This window comes from Roseateles sp. YR242 (genome assembly GCF_900109745.1).
In the GTDB taxonomy this organism is placed as follows: domain Bacteria; phylum Pseudomonadota; class Gammaproteobacteria; order Burkholderiales; family Burkholderiaceae_C; genus Roseateles.
On the sequence record NZ_FOAV01000003.1, the window covers coordinates 336123 to 351822 of the forward strand.

Below are 15700 nucleotides of genomic sequence, written 5' to 3' on the forward strand. Positions count from 1 at the left end.
TGGGCCCCTCAACCAGGGGCCTGCGGGGCCCGGCAGGCGCGTGCCCCGGGCGCAGAATCGAAGCTCCTTCGCGCCGACAAGGTTCGCTTGATGCCCTCCGCTTTTTCCGGGCTGTCCATGCGTGCTCGCCTGCTGGTCACATTGGGGCTGTCGCTGGTGATGGTGGCGGCTTCCGCGCTGCTGGGCCTGTGGCAGACACAGCGCCTCGCCGACACCGCCGAGTCCCTCTATGCCGACCGGCTGATTCCCCTGAGCCTGCTGCGCGACATGGCGCGCGACCTCGGCCCGCAGGGCCTGGGCCAACTGCTGAGCCCCGCCACCAGCACCGGTGCGCCTCTCACGGAGCGGGACACCCAGCGCCTGGGCAGCCACCTGCGCCGCCAGTGGCAGGACTATCTGTCCACCCGCTTCGTTGCCACCGAAACGGCGATGGCCGAGCGCGTCCAGTTGCAGTTGGAGACCCTGCTCAAGGGGGTGGACACCGTGGACCAGGCCTCTGCGGAGCAGTTGCGGGCGCTCAACCAGCAGCGGTTGGCGTTGATGAAGCTGATTGACGACCTGGCCACCCTGCAACTCAGCCAGGCCCGGCTGGACACCGAGCGCAGCCACGAAGCCACGGGTGACGCGGCCCGGTTGGGCGTGCTGCTGGTGATGGTGACCGCCGGCCTGTGCGGCGCCATGATCTGGACCATCTGGTACCGCTATGACGAAGAACGGCGTGCCAGCCACGACGCACGCGAACGCCTGCAGCGCATGTACCAGGCGCTCTCGCAGACCAACCAGCTCATCGTGCGCCGCGAGGCCGACCTGGACCTGGGCCCGTCGGCCGAACAGGTGCTGTTTGACGGGCTTTGCCGCATCTGCGTGGAAACGGGGCATGCGCGCGTCGCCACGGTGGTGCTGGTGGAAGGCGCCTCTTTTGTGCGGACTGCCGCCTTCGGCAACGTGGCGCGGTGGATGCCGGGCATGCCGCCTCGCTGGTCGCTGGACACGACCTTCTCGCAAAGCTCCATGAGCACCCGCGCCATCCTCGCGGGCACCCACCAGGTTAGCAACCGCGCGCTGCAGGACCCCACTATCAGCAAGCCCGGCTCGCCGGTCATCCCGCCGGGCATCGAGGCGATGGCCGCCTTCCCGCTGCGCCGCGGCGGGGAGGTGGTGGGCGCGCTCAGCCTGCTGGCGGGTGAACCGGATTTCTTCGATGACACCGTCATCGGTCTGTTCAACGAGATGGCGGGGGATCTTTCCTTCGCCCTGGACAACCTTTCCCGCGAGCGGGAACGGGCGCAGGCGTTGTCCACCGCCCGTGAGGCCAGCGACGAGCTGCGCTGCCTGATCCAGGCCATGCCGGTGCACATGGTGCTCACCCGGTTGCCGGACGGCCTGGTGCTGGAGATCAACGACGCCATGTGCCAGCGCTATGGCATTACCCGGGATGAGGTGATCGGCCGGCGCCTGATGGACCTGGGCGTGGGCATGCTGCCGCCCTACCGCGGGCGTTATTACGAGCTGCTGCGGGACCACAAGGACGTGGTGGGCCTGCCGGCCCGCGCCGCCACGCGTGACGGGCGGGTGCTGGCGTCCCGGGTGCATGCGCGGCGCCTGCGGTATCACGGGCAGGATTGCGTGATCGGTTGCAGCGTTGATCTGGATGACCCGAAGGACACCGGGCCGGCGTTGGACGCCGTGATCAATGGGGCGGCCCGACACGAGCGCGGCGACGAGCGGGGTAACGAGCGCGGCGACGAGCGGGGTAACGAGCGAGCCAACGAGCGGGGAGGCGGACGCAGGGCCCAAAGTCCTGGAGAATCGCCTCATGCAGATTCTCAGTCTTAACGTGGCCCGCGCCGAGCCGCTGATGGTGGCCGGGCAGGAAGTCCTCAGCGGTATTCGCAAACGTCCGGTGGAGGGCGCCGTGCCGGTGGCCACGCTGGGCCTGGCAGGCGACGAACAAGCCGACCCGCGTTATCACGGCGGCCAGGCCAAGGCGGTCTACGCCTACCCCACCGAGCACTACGCGTTCTGGCAGACCGTGCGCGCCCAGGCCCAGGTCGGAGACTGGAACACGTCGCTGCCCTGGGGCAGCATGGGCGAGAACCTGAGCATTCAGGGCCTGCTGGAAAGCGACGCCTGGATCGGCGACGTGCTGGTGTTCCCGGACTGCGAGCTGGCCGTGAGCGAGCCGCGCTACCCCTGCAGCAAGTTCAACGCCGTGATGGGATTCAGCAAGGCGTCGAAGATGATGGTGCAGAGCGGCTGGTGTGGCATCTACCTCGCGGTGCGCCAGCCCGGCACGCTGGCAGCCGGGCAGCGCTTCGAGATCCGCCCGGGCCCGCGCGAGGTCACCATCGCCGAGCTCTTCCGGGCCAAGAAGCCCAAGGCCTGAGCGACAGGCCCCGAAAAACTTGGCTTGGCGGGTCAGTCGGCCAGCGCGGGGTAGTCCGTGTAGCCCTCGGCACCACCGCCGTACATGGTGGCCGAGTTGGCCTTCTGCAGCGGAGCATTCAGGCGCAGGCGCCGCACCAGGTCCGGGTTGGAGATGAAGCTGCGGCCAAAGGCCACCGCGTCCACGCTGCCGTCCGCCACGGCGGCCAGCGCCATGTCCCGGGTATAGCCGTTGTTGGCGATGTACGGGCCCTTGAAGCGTTCGCGCAGGGCAGCGTAGTCAAACGGGGCCACGTCACGCGGGCCGCCGGTCTGGCCTTCGATCACATGCAGGAAGGCCAGCTTCAGCGGCGAGAGCTGCTCCACCACGTAGTTGAACAGCGCCTGTGCATCGCTGTCCTGGCCGGCGTCGTTCACCGGGGTGACAGGCGAGAGACGCAGGCCGGTGCGGTCCGCGCCGATGGCGGCCACGATGGCCTGCATCACTTCCAGCAGCAGGCGGGCGCGGTTCTGGATCGAACCACCATAGGCATCGGTGCGGTCGTTGATGCTGTCGCGCAGGAACTGGTCCAGCAGGTAGCCGTTGGCACCATGCACCTCCACCGCATCAAAGCCGGCTTCGATGGCCGCGCGGGCCGCATGCACATAGGACTGCACCACACCCGGCAGCTCTTCCGTCTTCAGCGCGCGCGGGGCGGCCACGTCCACAAAACCTTCCTTGGTGAAGGTCTTGCTGTTGGCCTGGCGGTTGGTGGAAGACAGCGGCTTGGCGCCCTCGGGCTGGAATTCCGCATGGGAGATGCGGCCCACGTGCCACAGCTGCACGGCGATCTTGCCGCCGGCTTCGTGGACGGCGTCCGTCACCTTCTTCCAGGCCGCGATCTGCTCGGGGGTGTGGATCCCCGGGGTGTCCAGGTAGCCCTGGCCTTCCTGCGTGATCTGGGCACCCTCGCTGATGATCAGGCCGGCAGTGGCGCGCTGGCGGTAGTACTCGACAGCCAGCGGCCCGGGCACCAGGCCCTGGGAGCGGTTGCGGGTGAGCGGGGCCATCACGATGCGGTTGGCCAGGGACACAGCACCCAGTTGCAGCGGATCAAACAAGCTCGGCATATCAGTCACTTCAAAAAGGAGGTCATGGGAACCCCATCGATGCGTCCAGCGTGGCGGCCACCATCACCTCGTCGGGCGGTTGGGGGCTGGCGGCGCTGCCGTCACCGATGAGGGAATCGGAGGATCGGGGATGTGCGCAGCTTAGCCGCCACCACGGCGGCTCGCTGAACCTGCGCGACAGCCCGGATGCGGGCTGGGGGCTTGCCGGGCGGCCTGCGCGCCGAAGCCAGCTTGGCTACACTGCCCCGCCTTCCAGGTCCTCGGCATGGGCCTGCGGTGGCCATAGTTCCAAAGGCTCGTCCGCCCGTGAGCGCCTTTCGCCCACCGCAGCGCACAGGGTCGACGGGCAGGGCCGACGCACAGGCCCGGATCATGGGGGAAGGCAGGGCGGCGTCTTGCCGCTATCGTGGGCAAGTCGCGACCTGCCCCCCCCCCAGAGAGCCATGTTCAATCCGCGTTCCGGCCCGTCCGCCTTCGACCCTGGCCGTCGCCGCCTGATGTTGGCGGGCGCACTGTCCACCGCGCCGCCGGTTGTGGCGCATGCCCTGACACCGGTGGCCGATGCCGGCCCCGTGCTTCGGGTCGGCCCCGGCCAGCGGCTCACCACGCTGGCTGCTGCGGCTGCCGAGGCCGCTCCGGGAAGCATCATCGAGGTGCAGGCGGGCGACTATCGCGCAGATGTCGCCACCTGGACGCGGGACGACCTGACGCTGCGGGCGGTCGGCGGCCGGGTGCGTGTGCTCGCCAACGGCGCCCACGCCCAGGGCAAGGGGTTGTTTGTGTGCGCAGGCCAGCGCATGTCCATCACCGGCTTCGACTTCATCGGCGCCCGTGTGCCGGACCGCAACGGCGCGGGCATCCGCCTGGAGCGAGGATCGCTGACGCTGCGCGAGTGCCGGTTCGAAGACAACGAAAACGGCCTGCTGGCCGCCAACGACCCCGCCATCACCCTCGACATCGAACGCTGCGAGTTCGGCGCCATCGCCCCGGGGGAGGGCCGCACCCACAACTGCTATGTGGGCGGCATCGGGCGGCTGCGGGTGGTGGGCAGTTATTTCCACCACGGCCACACCGGCCACCTGCTCAAGACCCGGGCAGCGGTGAACCAGATCTTCTACAACCGCCTCACCGACGAGACCGGGCGCGCCAGCTTCGAGCTGGAGTTCCCGAATGGCGGGCTGGCGCTGGTGGTGGGCAACATCATCCAGCAGAGTGCTGCGACCGAAAACTACCACCTCATCGCCTACGGCAGCGAGGGGCTGGTGGGCCCGCGCCATGAGCTGCACCTGATCAACAACACGATGGTGGACCTGCGACCGGCCGGCGGCGTCTACCTGCGCATGGCGCCGGGGGCGCAGAAGGTGCGCCTCATCAACAACCTGCTGGCCGGCAAGCGGGAGCTGCCCCCCGGCTCGGGCTGGGAACAGCACCACAACTACTTCGTCGGCCTGTCTGCCTTTGTCGCGCCGCAACGATTCGACTATGCCCTGACGCCGGGTTCGCCCCTGTTGGGCCGGGCGGCCGAGCCTGGTGCGGTGGATGGGCAGCCGTTGCGGCCGGTGGCGCAATACCGCCACCCTTGCGACACGGCACCGGTGCCGGTGGGAGGCTTGTACAGCCCGGGGGCGATCCAGGTCTGAGGGGGGCGGGGGCCGGGATCGCATGGCGGCGACGGCGATCCGGGCAGTCATGCAGAGGTTCCCTTGCCATCAGGGTTGGCCGCCGTGGACGCTGCGATCACAGGTACAGTGCCGGAATGCTCGCTTATCGACACGCTTTCCACGCCGGCAACCATGCCGACGTGCTCAAACACCTGGTACTGGCCGAAGTGCTCCGCTACATGGGGGAGAAGGACAAGGCCTACACCGTGGTGGACACCCATGCCGGCGCGGGCGGCTACGCGCTGGACGGCCGCTATGCCCAGAAGAATGCCGAGCACCTGGGCGGCATTGCCGCGCTGTACCACCGCAAGGACCTGCCCGAGCCGCTCCAGAAGTATGTGGAACTGGTGCGGGACTTCAATGCGGGTGGCGCGCTGGAGCAATATCCCGGCTCCCCGGCCATCGCCCGCATGCTGATGCGTGAGCAGGACCGGCTGCGCTGCTATGAGCTGCACCCGACCGACCAGCGCATCCTGGAGGCCTATCTCGCGGACCGGCCCAACTCCCAGGTCAGGAACTCCGACGGTTTTGCCGGCCTGCGTGCCGAGCTGCCGCCGCCGTCCCGGCGCGGGGTGGTGCTGATCGATCCGCCCTACGAGATCAAGACGGACTACGCCAAGGTCATCGGCGCGCTGCGAGAGGCGCTGGAGCGCTTCCCGGACGGCACCATCGCCCTCTGGTACCCGCAGCTCCAGATGCTGGAGTCGGCGCAATTGCTGCAGCGCCTGAAGGCTGTTGGCGAGTCGTCGGCCAAGAAGGGCTGGCTGCACGTGCGGCTGACCGTGGCCCAGCCGGATGAACGCGGCTTCGGCATGCTGGGCAGTGGCATGTTTGTCATCAACCCGCCCTACGTGCTGCACGACAAGCTGGCCGAGTGCTTGCCCTTGCTGGTGGACGTGCTGGGGCAGTATGACGACGCGAACTATCTGCTGGAGCAGCAGACCGTCTGATCCGGTCCCATCTGATCCGGCCACAGCTGATCCGGCCACAATCAGCCCATGCTGAATGCTGCTGCCTGGGCGCGGGTTGTTCCCTTTGCCCTTTTCATGGGTCTCCTTGCCTTGCGAGGAGCTGTTCCCTCTGACAACGCCTGGGGCTGGGACCCACGCTGGTTCTATGCCTTGAACCTCGTGGTGGTCGGCGGCGCGCTGGCCTGGTACTGGCGACAGTACGGCGAGCTGGCGCGGCAGAACCTGCCCCGGTGGCGGGAGGTGGTGGCCAGCGTGGGCGTGGGGCTGGTGGTCTTCGCGCTATGGATTGTTCTGGACGCGCCGTGGATGCAACTGGGCGAGCCCACGGCCGCGTTCGTGCCGGTTCGGCCGGATGGCGGGCTGGATTGGCCGCTGATTGTGGTGCGCTGGCTGGGCGCGGCCTTGCTCGTGCCGGTGATGGAGGAGCTGTTCTGGCGCAGCTTCCTGCTGCGCTGGATCAGCAGCCCCCGTTTTGAAGGGGTGGACCCGCGGGAGTCCGGGCTCAAGGCCCTGGTGCTCTCCACCTTCCTCTTCATGCTGGCCCACACCCTCTGGCTTGCTGCCATCGTGGCGGGCCTGGCCTACGGCCTGCTGTATCAACGCACCGGGAAGCTCTGGTGTGCCGTCATCGCGCATGGGGTCACCAACGGGGTGTTGGGGATCTGGGTGGTGTGGTCGGGACGCTGGGCGTTCTGGTGACGCATCGCTGCGGCCCGCCACTCACCCCTTCAACGCCCGCGTTACCGCGGATGGGCGTTGCAGATGCGCAAAACGCTCGAAGAGCCAGCAACGCATGCCCATCATCAAGGTGAACTGGCGCTTTTCCTGCTCGGGGAGTTTCTGGTCCAGCTGGTGCTGGCGGGCGAAATCCTCGGCCACCCGCTGCAAGCGGTCCCGCAGCTCGCGGGCCATGCCCGGGCTGAGTTGGCCGTGGACCAGCATCAGCAGTTCCGCGTCGCCATCAAAGCCGCCATTGAAGAAATCCTGCATGACGTTCTCGCGGAAGAACTGCATCACCGGCCCGTGGGGCCGCCAGCGGAAGGTCTTGGCCACCTGCAGGCGGTAACGGTTCAACGGGCGCAACTCGATGATGCCCAGCCGGTCCAGCTGGGCCAGCGCGTGCGTGGCCTCGGCCTCGGAGAGCCGATAGGTGGCCACCACCTGCTCATAACGCCATTGGCTCAGGCAGCAGATGGCCATCAGCAGCAGCTTCTCGTCGGCCACCACCTCGCGCTCCTGCTGCAGGGTCAGTTCCAGGCGCAGGGAGGTGGGCTGCGCGAGCCGGTGCGAGAGCTCCGCAAAGTCCGTCTTCAGCACCCGGCACAGTTCATCGATGCGTGACAGCGGCATCTCCCCGCCGGCCGCAAACATGCGCTTCACGCTGGATTCGGACAGGTCCAGCTCACGAGCCAGCTGGGCATAGCTGATGCCGGCGGACTTGAGCTCCACCTTGATGAGATCGATGAGGGTCTGGGTGCTGGCCATGCCAGAACGGTAGCGCAGATTGCACCCGTCCAGGTCAGCCTGCGCCACCGCCACAGGCATCTGGCGAACCCTCGTCCTCCGGGCCACAACATCGCGTCGTTTTCACCGGAAAGGATCATGTTGAAACGACGTCATCTGCTGTGCTGCGGTGGACTGGCCGGCGTGGGCTTGTTCAGCGCCCTGGCGGCCCCAGAGACGCTTCAGGCGCTTCAGGCGTATGAGGGCGGCCCTGTGCTGAACCCGTGCAAGTCGGCAACACCCACGGCCTTTGAAGGCGTTCCGCCGGACTGGCTCGCCGCCGTCTGGGACGGCCTGGACCCGAGCCAGCTTTGGGACGTGCACGCCCACCTGCTGGGCACGGGCGACAGCGGCTCGGGCTGCTGGGTGGACCCGCGGCTGTCCCAGTGGTGGCACCCGGTTGAACACCTGCGCAAGCGCATGATCCTCAACGGTGCGTGTGTGCCCATGGACAGCCGGGCGGTCGACCGGGCCTACGTGAACCGACTGACGCAACTGGCCGACGCATTTCCGGCCGGCGCGCGATGGCTGCTGTTTGCCTTCGACGAAGCACTCGACGACGCAGGCACGCAGCGGCGGGACTGGACCACCTTTCATGTCCCGGACCGCTACGCCCGCGAGATCGCCACCCAGCGTCCGGACCGCTTCGGCTGGGTCGCCTCCATCCACCCCTATCGGGAAGACGCGCTGGAGCGGCTGGAACACGCGCTGAGCGGCGGCGCGCTGGCCATCAAGTGGCTGCCCAGCAGCATGAACATCGATCTCCGTCACCCTCGACTGCTGCCCTTCTACCAGCGCCTGGCGGCCGCCCGGATACCGCTGATCGTCCATGTTGGTGAAGAGCACGCCGTGCCGGGCGCCGGCCGTCAGGCCCTGGGCAACCCCTTGCATCTGCGCGCACCGCTCAGCCAGGGCGTGCGGGTGATCGCCGCGCACTGCGCATCCTTGGGCACCGCCATGGATCTGGACCTGCCACGCCCGCGCAAGGTCCCGGCCTTTGACCTGTTCGCCCGGCTCATGGACGAACCCGCCTGGTCGCAGCTGCTGCTGGGCGATGTCTCCGCCCTCTTCCAGTTCAACCGCAGCCCCGAGGTCTGGCACACCGTGCTGCGCCGAGAAAATTGGCACGCACGCCTGCTGCACGGCTCCGACTACCCGCTGCCGGGCGTGATGCCACTGGTGCGGTTGCCCGGCCTGGTGCGGGCCGGGGTCCTGGATGAGGCTGACGTGGCGCCCTTGGACGCCCTGCGCCGCCAGCACCCATTGCTGTTCGATCTGGCGCTCAAGCGCCGAGCGAATTCCGCTGGCCACCGGCTGCCCGCCTCCGTGTTCGCCACGGCTGGGCACTGGGCGGCTGGGCATGCCCGGGCGGCGCCGACGGTGGCGCCTGATCGGGGAGTGAGTGACCAAAGCACGGATCCGATCCTCCCGTCTTCGGTAGGATCCGCCGTCGGCGCCCAGACCGGAACCACCGGCTTGGCGCGCTGACACTCACGCCCAGACCTTGTCTGCCCTGCGTTTGCATCCCAGTGTGTGCAGCCCAGTGGTTGGCAGCCCCGTTCTTGCAGTTCCGTTTAAGCCCTCACCACCACGAACAGCCGTCATGAGCGAGCCCCAACACACCAGTCAGTTCGCCCTGCTGGGCCAGCGCCGATTTGGCCCCTTCTTCGCCACGCAACTGGCCGGAGCGTTCAACGACTCCTTCCTGAAGCAGCTGACGATCTTGCTGGTCACCTTCCATGCCGCGGAGTACACGTCGCTGTCGCCCGGCCTGGTGGCCAACCTGGCCGCCGGCTTGTTCATCCTGCCCTTTGTGCTGTTCTCCGCCTATGCGGGCCAGCTCGCCGACCGGTTTGACAAGGCCCGCGTGATCCGGGCGGTGAAGGCGGTCGAGGTGGTCATCATGTTGATCGCCAGTGCCGGGTTCTACATGAAGAACCTGCCGGTGCTGCTGAGCGCCATCTTCGCGATGGGGTGCCACTCGGCGTTCTTCGGTCCCGTCAAATACTCGCTGCTGCCCCGTGTGCTGGCCAAAGAGGAACTGACGGGCGGCAATGGCCTGCTGGAGATGGGCACCTTCCTCAGCATCTTGCTGGGCACCCTGGTGGCCGGGGTGCTGGCGGCGGTCACGACCGATCCGCGTTGGTTGTCGCTTGCTCTTCTTGGCTTTGCCTTGGTGGGCCTGGCTTCCAGCCTGTTCATTCCCGCCACGGGTGAGGCGGCGCCCGACTTGCAGCTGCGCTTCAGTGTCGTCAGCGAGACGGTGGCCACCGTCAAGATGGGCAAGCGCGAAGGTGAAGGTGTCTGGAACAGTCTGCTGGCCGTGTCGTGGTTCTGGTTCATTGGTGCGGTGGTGCTGTCTCAGATTCCGGCCTTGGGGAAGGACCTGCTGCACGGTGACACCACGGTGGTGACGCTGCTGCTGGCGACCTTCTCGGTGGGGATTGCCGTTGGCTCCTTGCTTTGCGAGCGTCTGTCCGGCCACAAGGTCGAGATCGGCCTGGTGCCGATCGGCTCCATCGGCCTTTCGCTGTTCACGGCGGATCTTGCTTGGTCGGCGGATCGTTTTGCCGCGATGGCGGGGGCCTCGGCCCTCGCTTCACCACTGGATTGGGCGCATTTTCTGGGCATGAGTGGCAGCATCCGGGTGCTGAGCGACATCTCGCTTGTCGGGCTGTTCGGTGGCCTGTTCATCGTCCCGCTGTATGCGTTTGTTCAGTTGCGCACGGCGCCTCAGCGTCAGTCGCGGATCATCAGCGCCAACAACATCCTCAACGCGCTGTTCATGGTGGTCGCGGCCGGTATGTCGGCGGGCTTGCTTGGCGCGGGGATGTCGGTCACCGGGCTCATCCTGGTCTGCGCCGGACTGAATGCGCTGGTGGCGATCTACATCTACAAGACTGTTCCTGAGTTCCTGTGGCGCTTCGTCAGCTGGTTCGTGGTGCACGCCATCTATCGGCTGCGCGCTCAAGGGACGGCGCATATTCCGGAGGAAGGTCCCGCGCTGCTGGCGCCCAACCACGTCTCCTATGTCGATGCGCTGGTCCTGAGCGCCCTGAGCCCGCGGCCGATCCGCTTCGTGATGGACGCCAGCATCTTCCGCGTGCCGGTGCTGTCGTGGTTGTTCCGGCAGGTCAATGCGATTCCCATCGCTTCGGCGAAGAAGGAGCCCGAGACATTGGAGAGGGCCATGGCGGCGGTGGACGCTGCGCTGCGCAATGGTGAGCTGGTGTGCGTCTTCCCCGAGGGCGCGCTCACGCGTGATGGTCAGTTGGCCGAATTCAAGCCGGGCGTGCGCCGGATCCTGGATGCTTGCCCGGTGCCGGTCATCCCGGTGGGCCTGGCTGGTTTGTGGGAGACCGCGTTTGCTCGAAATGGCAAGTCCACGGCCGCCCGGCTGGCCAGCTTGCGGCCAGGTCGGAGGCTTGACGTCCATGTGGGGGCGCCGCTGCCTCCTGACGTGAGCGTCGAGGCGCTTCGGTTGAAGGTTCAGGGGCTGATGGAAGCGGCTCCGGCGGGAGGTTCCGTGCATCCGTCTCAGGCCCGCGGTTAGCGGTCACAGCGAGAGGTTTGCATGGGTCGCAGACGGCCATCCTAAACAGTCAACGCCGCCCGCTTCACCGACCTCATCAAGGTCTGCCTCACTGGCTTTAGCAAGCCGCCCAAAGCCCGCTCCCCCCGCTGTCCTGGGCGAGTAGGTCCGAGGGCCCTCATACAGTTGGTTTGGACAAGGTGCGTGGTTAAGGACTACTGCGCACGGCGCGCCTCTGAACGGCGCAACAACCGGCGCAGGCGCAACTTCAACGCCCGCGCGGTGCGCCAGACCGCGCTGGCGCGCACCCAAGCGAGCAGCCCCGCCTTCCATTCGGTCCAGCGCGCGTAGACGCGGCGGAACCAGGCCAGGCGCATCAGCGCCGGCTGGGTCAAGGCAAAGAGGCGGGCCACCACCGCCGTGCCCACCACCTTGGCCAGCACGATCACGCTCAGGCCCACCCCCGTGTGGCCCAGGCTGATCAGCCACAGCGCCAGCAACTTCACGGGCACCAGGAACAGGCTCGGCACCAGCAGCACCGCCAGCGCCAGATAAGGCGACAGGCGCCGCACCGCCGCCTCCAGGTGACGGAAGACCGGCAACTGGCCAATCCGGGCCATCGCCCGCTGCAACGGATCCCAGCCCCATTCCTCAAACAGGATCACCAGGGCAAGGACGAACCGGACCGCCCACTTCAACGGCGCCAACATCATCTTGAGCATGCCGCGATCATCTACCCCCGACACCACTAGCGCAAACTGATGCTACATCTCGTTGGAATCGGTTTTTTCGAATGCAGCGTCGTTTTGACGATCTCGACGGTAATTTCGCTTGCAATTAGTTTGCGTGCGATTTAAATTCTCGTCCATGGCACACGACAACACCTCCACCACCGCAGCGGCTGCCCCCGGCACCGCGACGCCGGCGGCCTGTGTGCCGTTGGATATTGATCAGCAGCTCTGTTTCGCCGTCTATTCGACGATGCTGGGCTTGAACAAGATTTACCGGGACCTGCTCAAGGAACTGGGCATCACCTACCCGCAGTACCTCGTGCTGCTGGTGTTGTGGCAACGGGATGGACTGACCGTCGGCGAAATCAGTGAACGCGTGTTCCTGGATTCGCCCACCATCACCCCGTTGCTCAAGCGCCTGGAAGCCGCCGGGCTGCTGACCCGCACCCGCTCGGCACAGGATGAACGCCAGGTCTTGATCACCCTCACGGAGGAGGGCCGCACGATGCAACGGCGGGCCTCGCATCTGCCGGAATGCGTGGCTGAAGCAGCAGACACCGACGTGGCGGAGATCATCGAACTGCGGGACCGCCTCCTGGCCCTGCGATCCCGCATGGCACACAAAGCCGGCTGACGGCGCGCCGTCAACGTCGATCACACCCACCCATCAACGTTCAGATATTCATTCATTCCGTCTTCGTCACATCAAATACTTCGCATGCGAAGTATTAGGAAGCAAGCAAACAAGATTTTTCGCTGTTCTCACGTCTCTCACTGCCCCCTCACCAACCCATTACTCACCACCAAGGAGCCCACCATGACCCATCTCTCCGCCTTTGCCCGCTCGTCACGCCGCCAACTGCTGGCGATTTCCACCTTGGCTATGGCCATGGCGAGCGCCGTCGCCACGCCTGCGTTTGCCGCCGAGGCCAGCAAGCCGGCCGCAGCGCGAGTGGCCGCAACCGCCCAGCCGGCGGGCAGCTACATCACCACCAAGGATGGTGTGCAGCTCTATTACAAGGACTGGGGTCCTCGCAACGGCCAGCCCATTGTCTTCAGCCACGGTTGGCCGCTGGATTCGGACAGCTGGGAGTCGCAGATGATCTTCCTGGCGGACCATGGTTATCGCGTCATTGCCCATGACCGTCGGGGCCATGGCCGTTCCAGCCAGCCTTGGGAAGGCAATGACATGGACCACTACGCGGACGACCTGGCCACTGTCATCGAGACGCTGAACCTCAAGAACGCGGTGCTTGTCGGCTTCTCCACCGGTGGCGGTGAGGTGGCACGCTATATCGGCCGTCATGGCACCTCGCGTGTTGCCAAGGCGGTGCTGGTGTCGGCTGTCCCGCCCATCATGCTGAAGTCGGACAAGAACCCCAACGGCGTTCCGATGGAAGTCTTTGACGGCATCCGTGCGGGCCAGTTGGCCAACCGTTCGCAGCTTTATCGGGACATTGCCTCCGGCCCCTTCTACGGTTTCAACCGTCCGGGCGCCAAGGTGTCGCAGGGTCTGATCGACAGCTGGTGGATGCAGGGCATGTTGGGTGGTCACAAGAACACCTATGACTCCATCAAGGCGTTCTCTGAAACCGACTTCACCGACGACCTGAAGAAGTTTGACAAGCCCACCTTGGTCATCCACGGTGACGACGACCAGATTGTTCCGATCGACATTTCCGGCCGTGCCTCTGCCCGCTTGATCAAGGGTGCTCAGCTGAAGGTTTACGAGGGTGCGCCGCACGGTCTGACCGACACGCACAAGGACCGTCTCAACGCGGACCTGCTGACCTTCATCCAACAAAAGTAAGCCCAAAAAACAAAGGGAGCGCCACGGCGCTCCCTTTTTTTCCCCTGCACCTCACGACCACCTCGGTCCGGGAAAGTGGCGGTCCGGGGGGCAAATACCCCCCGGACCGGCGCTTTCCAGCGATACAAGAGGAATCGCAGATCCCCCTCGGATCCCCTTCAGATCCCTCTGGCCCGATCCGCCTTGAACCTCACCTGGAAGCCAGCAAAGTCCCCGCCGTCCAGCGCTTCGCGGACTTCCTTCATCAGATTGAGGTAGTAGTGCAGGTTGTGCACGCTGGTCAGCATCGGCCCCAGCATTTCTCCGCAGCGATCCAGGTGATGCAGATAAGCCCGGCTGAAGTTCTGGCAGCAATAGCAGCTGCAGGTCTCGTCCACCGGCCGCTCGTCCGCCTTGTAGCGCGCATTGCGCAGGCGCAGGTCGCCAAAGCGTGTGAACAGGTGGCCATTGCGTGCATTGCGGGTCGGCATCACGCAGTCGAACATGTCCACCCCTTGGCGCACACCTTCGACCAGGTCTTCCGGCGTCCCCACGCCCATCAGGTAACGAGGTTTCTGGTCCGGCAGCTGATGCGCCAGATGGTCCAGCACCCGCAGCATGTCCGCCTTCGGCTCGCCCACCGACAGGCCACCAATGGCGTAACCCGGCAGGTCCAGCGCCTTCAACCCGGCCAGCGATTCGTCCCGCAGGTTCTCGAACATCCCGCCCTGCACGATGCCGAACAGCGCATTGGGATTTTCCAGCCGTGCGAACTCGTCCTGGCAGCGCTTGGCCCAGCGCAGGCTCATCTCCATCGACAGACGGGCTTCCTTCTCCGTCGTGATGTGGCCTTTGGTCTCGTAGGGGGTGCACTCATCGAATTGCATCACGATGTCGCTGTTCAACACCGTCTGGATCTGCATGGAGATCTCCGGTGTCAGGAACAGCTTGTCCCCGTTGACCGGCGAGGCGAACTTCACGCCCTCCTCGCTGATCTTGCGCATCTCCCCCAGCGACCACACCTGGAAGCCGCCGCTGTCCGTCAGGATCGGCTTGTCCCAGCTCTCGAACCGGTGCAGGCCGCCGAACTGCTTCATGATGTCCAGGCCCGGACGCATCCACAGGTGGAAGGTGTTGCCCAGGATGATCTGCGCGCCCATCTCCTCGAGCGAACGCGGCATCACCCCCTTCACCGTGCCATAGGTGCCCACCGGCATGAAGATGGGCGTCTGCACGACACCGTGGTTGAGCGTCATCCGGCCGCGACGGGCACGGCCTTCGGTCTTGAGCAATTCGAACTTCAACATGGCCCGGATTGTCGCAGGGCCGGGGGCAATAATCCCGGCCATGCCCTCGAGTCTTGCTGCCCCTGCCCACGCCGAACTGATCATCAAGAAGAGCCGCTTCATCGCCTGCGTGGAATCCGTGGCCAGCCGCCCCGCCGCCCTGGCCCGGGTGGAACAGCTTCGGGCCGAGCATCCCGGCGCCGCGCATGTCTGCTGGGCGTTGATGGCCGGCGGCCAGTCCGCCGCCAATGACGACGGGGAACCCGGCGGCACCGCGGGCCGCCCGATGCTGGAAGTGCTGCGCCATCAGGACCTGGAAGGGGTGCTGGCCACGGTGGTGCGCTATTTCGGGGGTGTGAAACTCGGCGCCGGTGGCCTGGTGCGGGCCTATACCGACGCCGTGGCGCAGGCACTGCTGGGCGCCGAGAAGGTGCCCATGATCCGCTTGCGTACCCTGCGCTGCACCCTGCCCTATGCCCATGAAGGCCTGCTGCGCCGGGAGGCGGAGCGTCATGGCGCGGTGCTCGGCACAGTGGTGCACGGCGCGCTGGTGGATGCCACGCTGCAGTTGCCGGAGGCCCACGCCGCCGATTTCATCACCCGGCTGAATGACGCCGGCCAGGGCCGGATCGGGTGGTTGACGCCCGACGAAGGCAGCCCCGGCGAACTCGGCAAGTGAACCGGCGGCCGGGCGGCCTAGAATTGCTAGTTGCGCCGGTTCCCTGCTCCTGG

At 66.4% G+C, this 15700-nt stretch carries 14 protein-coding genes; 10 read left to right on the forward strand and 4 right to left on the reverse strand.

From position 1 onward, the window contains the following. Positions 1 to 90 precede the first annotated feature (90 nt). A complete protein-coding gene (locus tag BMY53_RS08670) occupies positions 91 to 1836 on the forward strand; it encodes a GAF domain-containing protein (protein ID WP_092945604.1) in 1746 nt (581 codons plus the stop codon). After that, positions 1817 to 2386: an MOSC domain-containing protein gene (locus tag BMY53_RS08675; protein ID WP_092945606.1), complete on the forward strand. Its 570-nt coding sequence runs from the start codon at positions 1817 to 1819 to the stop codon at positions 2384 to 2386. Before BMY53_RS08670 ends, BMY53_RS08675 begins: the two co-directional genes overlap by 20 nt. Before the next feature lie 32 nt (positions 2387 to 2418). Here BMY53_RS08675 and BMY53_RS08680 read toward each other — a convergent pair whose 3' ends face one another. Further along, positions 2419 to 3495: an alkene reductase gene (locus BMY53_RS08680; protein ID WP_092945608.1), complete on the reverse strand. Its 1077-nt coding sequence runs from the start codon at positions 3493 to 3495 to the stop codon at positions 2419 to 2421. A gap of 443 nt (positions 3496 to 3938) precedes the next feature. Between BMY53_RS08680 and BMY53_RS08685 the strand changes: the two genes are divergently transcribed. The 3 genes from BMY53_RS08685 to BMY53_RS08695 all read left to right on the forward strand — a co-directional run bounded on the left by BMY53_RS08685 (position 3939) and on the right by BMY53_RS08695 (position 6826). Continuing rightward, positions 3939 to 5135, forward strand: coding sequence for a right-handed parallel beta-helix repeat-containing protein (locus tag BMY53_RS08685; RefSeq protein ID WP_092945609.1), 1197 nt, complete (start codon positions 3939 to 3941; stop codon positions 5133 to 5135). A 116-nt stretch (positions 5136 to 5251) separates the two neighbouring features. After that, a complete protein-coding gene (locus BMY53_RS08690; protein WP_092945611.1) occupies positions 5252 to 6106 on the forward strand; it encodes a 23S rRNA (adenine(2030)-N(6))-methyltransferase RlmJ in 855 nt (284 codons plus the stop codon). A gap of 48 nt (positions 6107 to 6154) precedes the next feature. Further along, the gene (locus tag BMY53_RS08695) at positions 6155 to 6826 is read left to right on the forward strand and encodes a CAAX prenyl protease-related protein (RefSeq protein WP_092945612.1); all 672 of its coding nucleotides are present in this window, start codon (positions 6155 to 6157) and stop codon (positions 6824 to 6826) included. Positions 6827 to 6847: 21 nt separating this feature from the next. On the opposite strand, the gene BMY53_RS08700 is transcribed toward BMY53_RS08695, so the two are convergent. Continuing rightward, positions 6848 to 7612, reverse strand: coding sequence for a helix-turn-helix domain-containing protein (locus BMY53_RS08700; protein ID WP_092945952.1), 765 nt, complete (start codon positions 7610 to 7612; stop codon positions 6848 to 6850). Positions 7613 to 7729: 117 nt separating this feature from the next. On the opposite strand from BMY53_RS08700, the gene BMY53_RS08705 reads away from it, so the two are divergent. Both BMY53_RS08705 and BMY53_RS08710 read left to right on the forward strand, forming a co-directional pair. Continuing rightward, positions 7730 to 9118 carry an amidohydrolase family protein gene (locus BMY53_RS08705; RefSeq protein ID WP_092945613.1) on the forward strand — a complete coding sequence of 463 codons (1389 nt, stop codon included), beginning with the start codon at positions 7730 to 7732 and terminating at the stop codon, positions 9116 to 9118. A gap of 115 nt (positions 9119 to 9233) precedes the next feature. Beyond that, positions 9234 to 11183: an MFS transporter gene (locus BMY53_RS08710; RefSeq protein WP_092945614.1), complete on the forward strand. Its 1950-nt coding sequence runs from the start codon at positions 9234 to 9236 to the stop codon at positions 11181 to 11183. Between the two features lie 194 nt (positions 11184 to 11377). Here BMY53_RS08710 and BMY53_RS08715 read toward each other — a convergent pair whose 3' ends face one another. Beyond that, positions 11378 to 11884: a hypothetical protein gene (locus BMY53_RS08715; protein ID WP_255370094.1), complete on the reverse strand. Its 507-nt coding sequence runs from the start codon at positions 11882 to 11884 to the stop codon at positions 11378 to 11380. A 145-nt stretch (positions 11885 to 12029) separates the two neighbouring features. Between BMY53_RS08715 and BMY53_RS08720 the strand changes: the two genes are divergently transcribed. Both BMY53_RS08720 and BMY53_RS08725 read left to right on the forward strand, forming a co-directional pair. Beyond that, positions 12030 to 12527: a MarR family winged helix-turn-helix transcriptional regulator gene (locus BMY53_RS08720; protein ID WP_092945615.1), complete on the forward strand. Its 498-nt coding sequence runs from the start codon at positions 12030 to 12032 to the stop codon at positions 12525 to 12527. A 183-nt stretch (positions 12528 to 12710) separates the two neighbouring features. Further along, positions 12711 to 13703: an alpha/beta fold hydrolase gene (locus tag BMY53_RS08725; RefSeq protein WP_092945616.1), complete on the forward strand. Its 993-nt coding sequence runs from the start codon at positions 12711 to 12713 to the stop codon at positions 13701 to 13703. 158 nt (positions 13704 to 13861) lie between these two features. On the opposite strand, the gene tgt is transcribed toward BMY53_RS08725, so the two are convergent. Continuing rightward, positions 13862 to 14989: a tRNA guanosine(34) transglycosylase Tgt gene (gene tgt / locus BMY53_RS08730; RefSeq protein ID WP_092945617.1), complete on the reverse strand. Its 1128-nt coding sequence runs from the start codon at positions 14987 to 14989 to the stop codon at positions 13862 to 13864. Positions 14990 to 15029: 40 nt separating this feature from the next. Between tgt and BMY53_RS08735 the strand changes: the two genes are divergently transcribed. Continuing rightward, positions 15030 to 15647, forward strand: coding sequence for an IMPACT family protein (locus BMY53_RS08735; RefSeq protein ID WP_092945618.1), 618 nt, complete (start codon positions 15030 to 15032; stop codon positions 15645 to 15647). Positions 15648 to 15700: the final 53 nt, after the last annotated feature.

Bases quoted from the DNA above. Each gene is read 5' to 3' on its own strand.
- BMY53_RS08670 (WP_092945604.1), top strand. From the start codon at position 91: ATGCCCTCCGCTTTTTCCGGGCTGTCCATGCGTGCTCGCCTGCTGGTC.
- BMY53_RS08710 (WP_092945614.1), top strand. From the start codon at position 9,234: ATGAGCGAGCCCCAACACACCAGTCAGTTCGCCCTGCTGGGCCAGCGC.
- BMY53_RS08705 (WP_092945613.1), top strand. From the start codon at position 7,730: ATGTTGAAACGACGTCATCTGCTGTGCTGCGGTGGACTGGCCGGCGTG.
- BMY53_RS08735 (WP_092945618.1), top strand. From the start codon at position 15,030: ATGCCCTCGAGTCTTGCTGCCCCTGCCCACGCCGAACTGATCATCAAG.
- BMY53_RS08725 (WP_092945616.1), top strand. From the start codon at position 12,711: ATGACCCATCTCTCCGCCTTTGCCCGCTCGTCACGCCGCCAACTGCTG.
- BMY53_RS08680 (WP_092945608.1), bottom strand. From the start codon at position 3,495: ATGCCGAGCTTGTTTGATCCGCTGCAACTGGGTGCTGTGTCCCTGGCC.
- BMY53_RS08690 (WP_092945611.1), top strand. From the start codon at position 5,252: ATGCTCGCTTATCGACACGCTTTCCACGCCGGCAACCATGCCGACGTG.
- BMY53_RS08675 (WP_092945606.1), top strand. From the start codon at position 1,817: ATGCAGATTCTCAGTCTTAACGTGGCCCGCGCCGAGCCGCTGATGGTG.
- tgt (WP_092945617.1), bottom strand. From the start codon at position 14,989: ATGTTGAAGTTCGAATTGCTCAAGACCGAAGGCCGTGCCCGTCGCGGC.
- BMY53_RS08700 (WP_092945952.1), bottom strand. From the start codon at position 7,612: ATGGCCAGCACCCAGACCCTCATCGATCTCATCAAGGTGGAGCTCAAG.
- BMY53_RS08695 (WP_092945612.1), top strand. From the start codon at position 6,155: ATGCTGAATGCTGCTGCCTGGGCGCGGGTTGTTCCCTTTGCCCTTTTC.
- BMY53_RS08720 (WP_092945615.1), top strand. From the start codon at position 12,030: ATGGCACACGACAACACCTCCACCACCGCAGCGGCTGCCCCCGGCACC.
- BMY53_RS08715 (WP_255370094.1), bottom strand. From the start codon at position 11,884: ATGCTCAAGATGATGTTGGCGCCGTTGAAGTGGGCGGTCCGGTTCGTC.
- BMY53_RS08685 (WP_092945609.1), top strand. From the start codon at position 3,939: ATGTTCAATCCGCGTTCCGGCCCGTCCGCCTTCGACCCTGGCCGTCGC.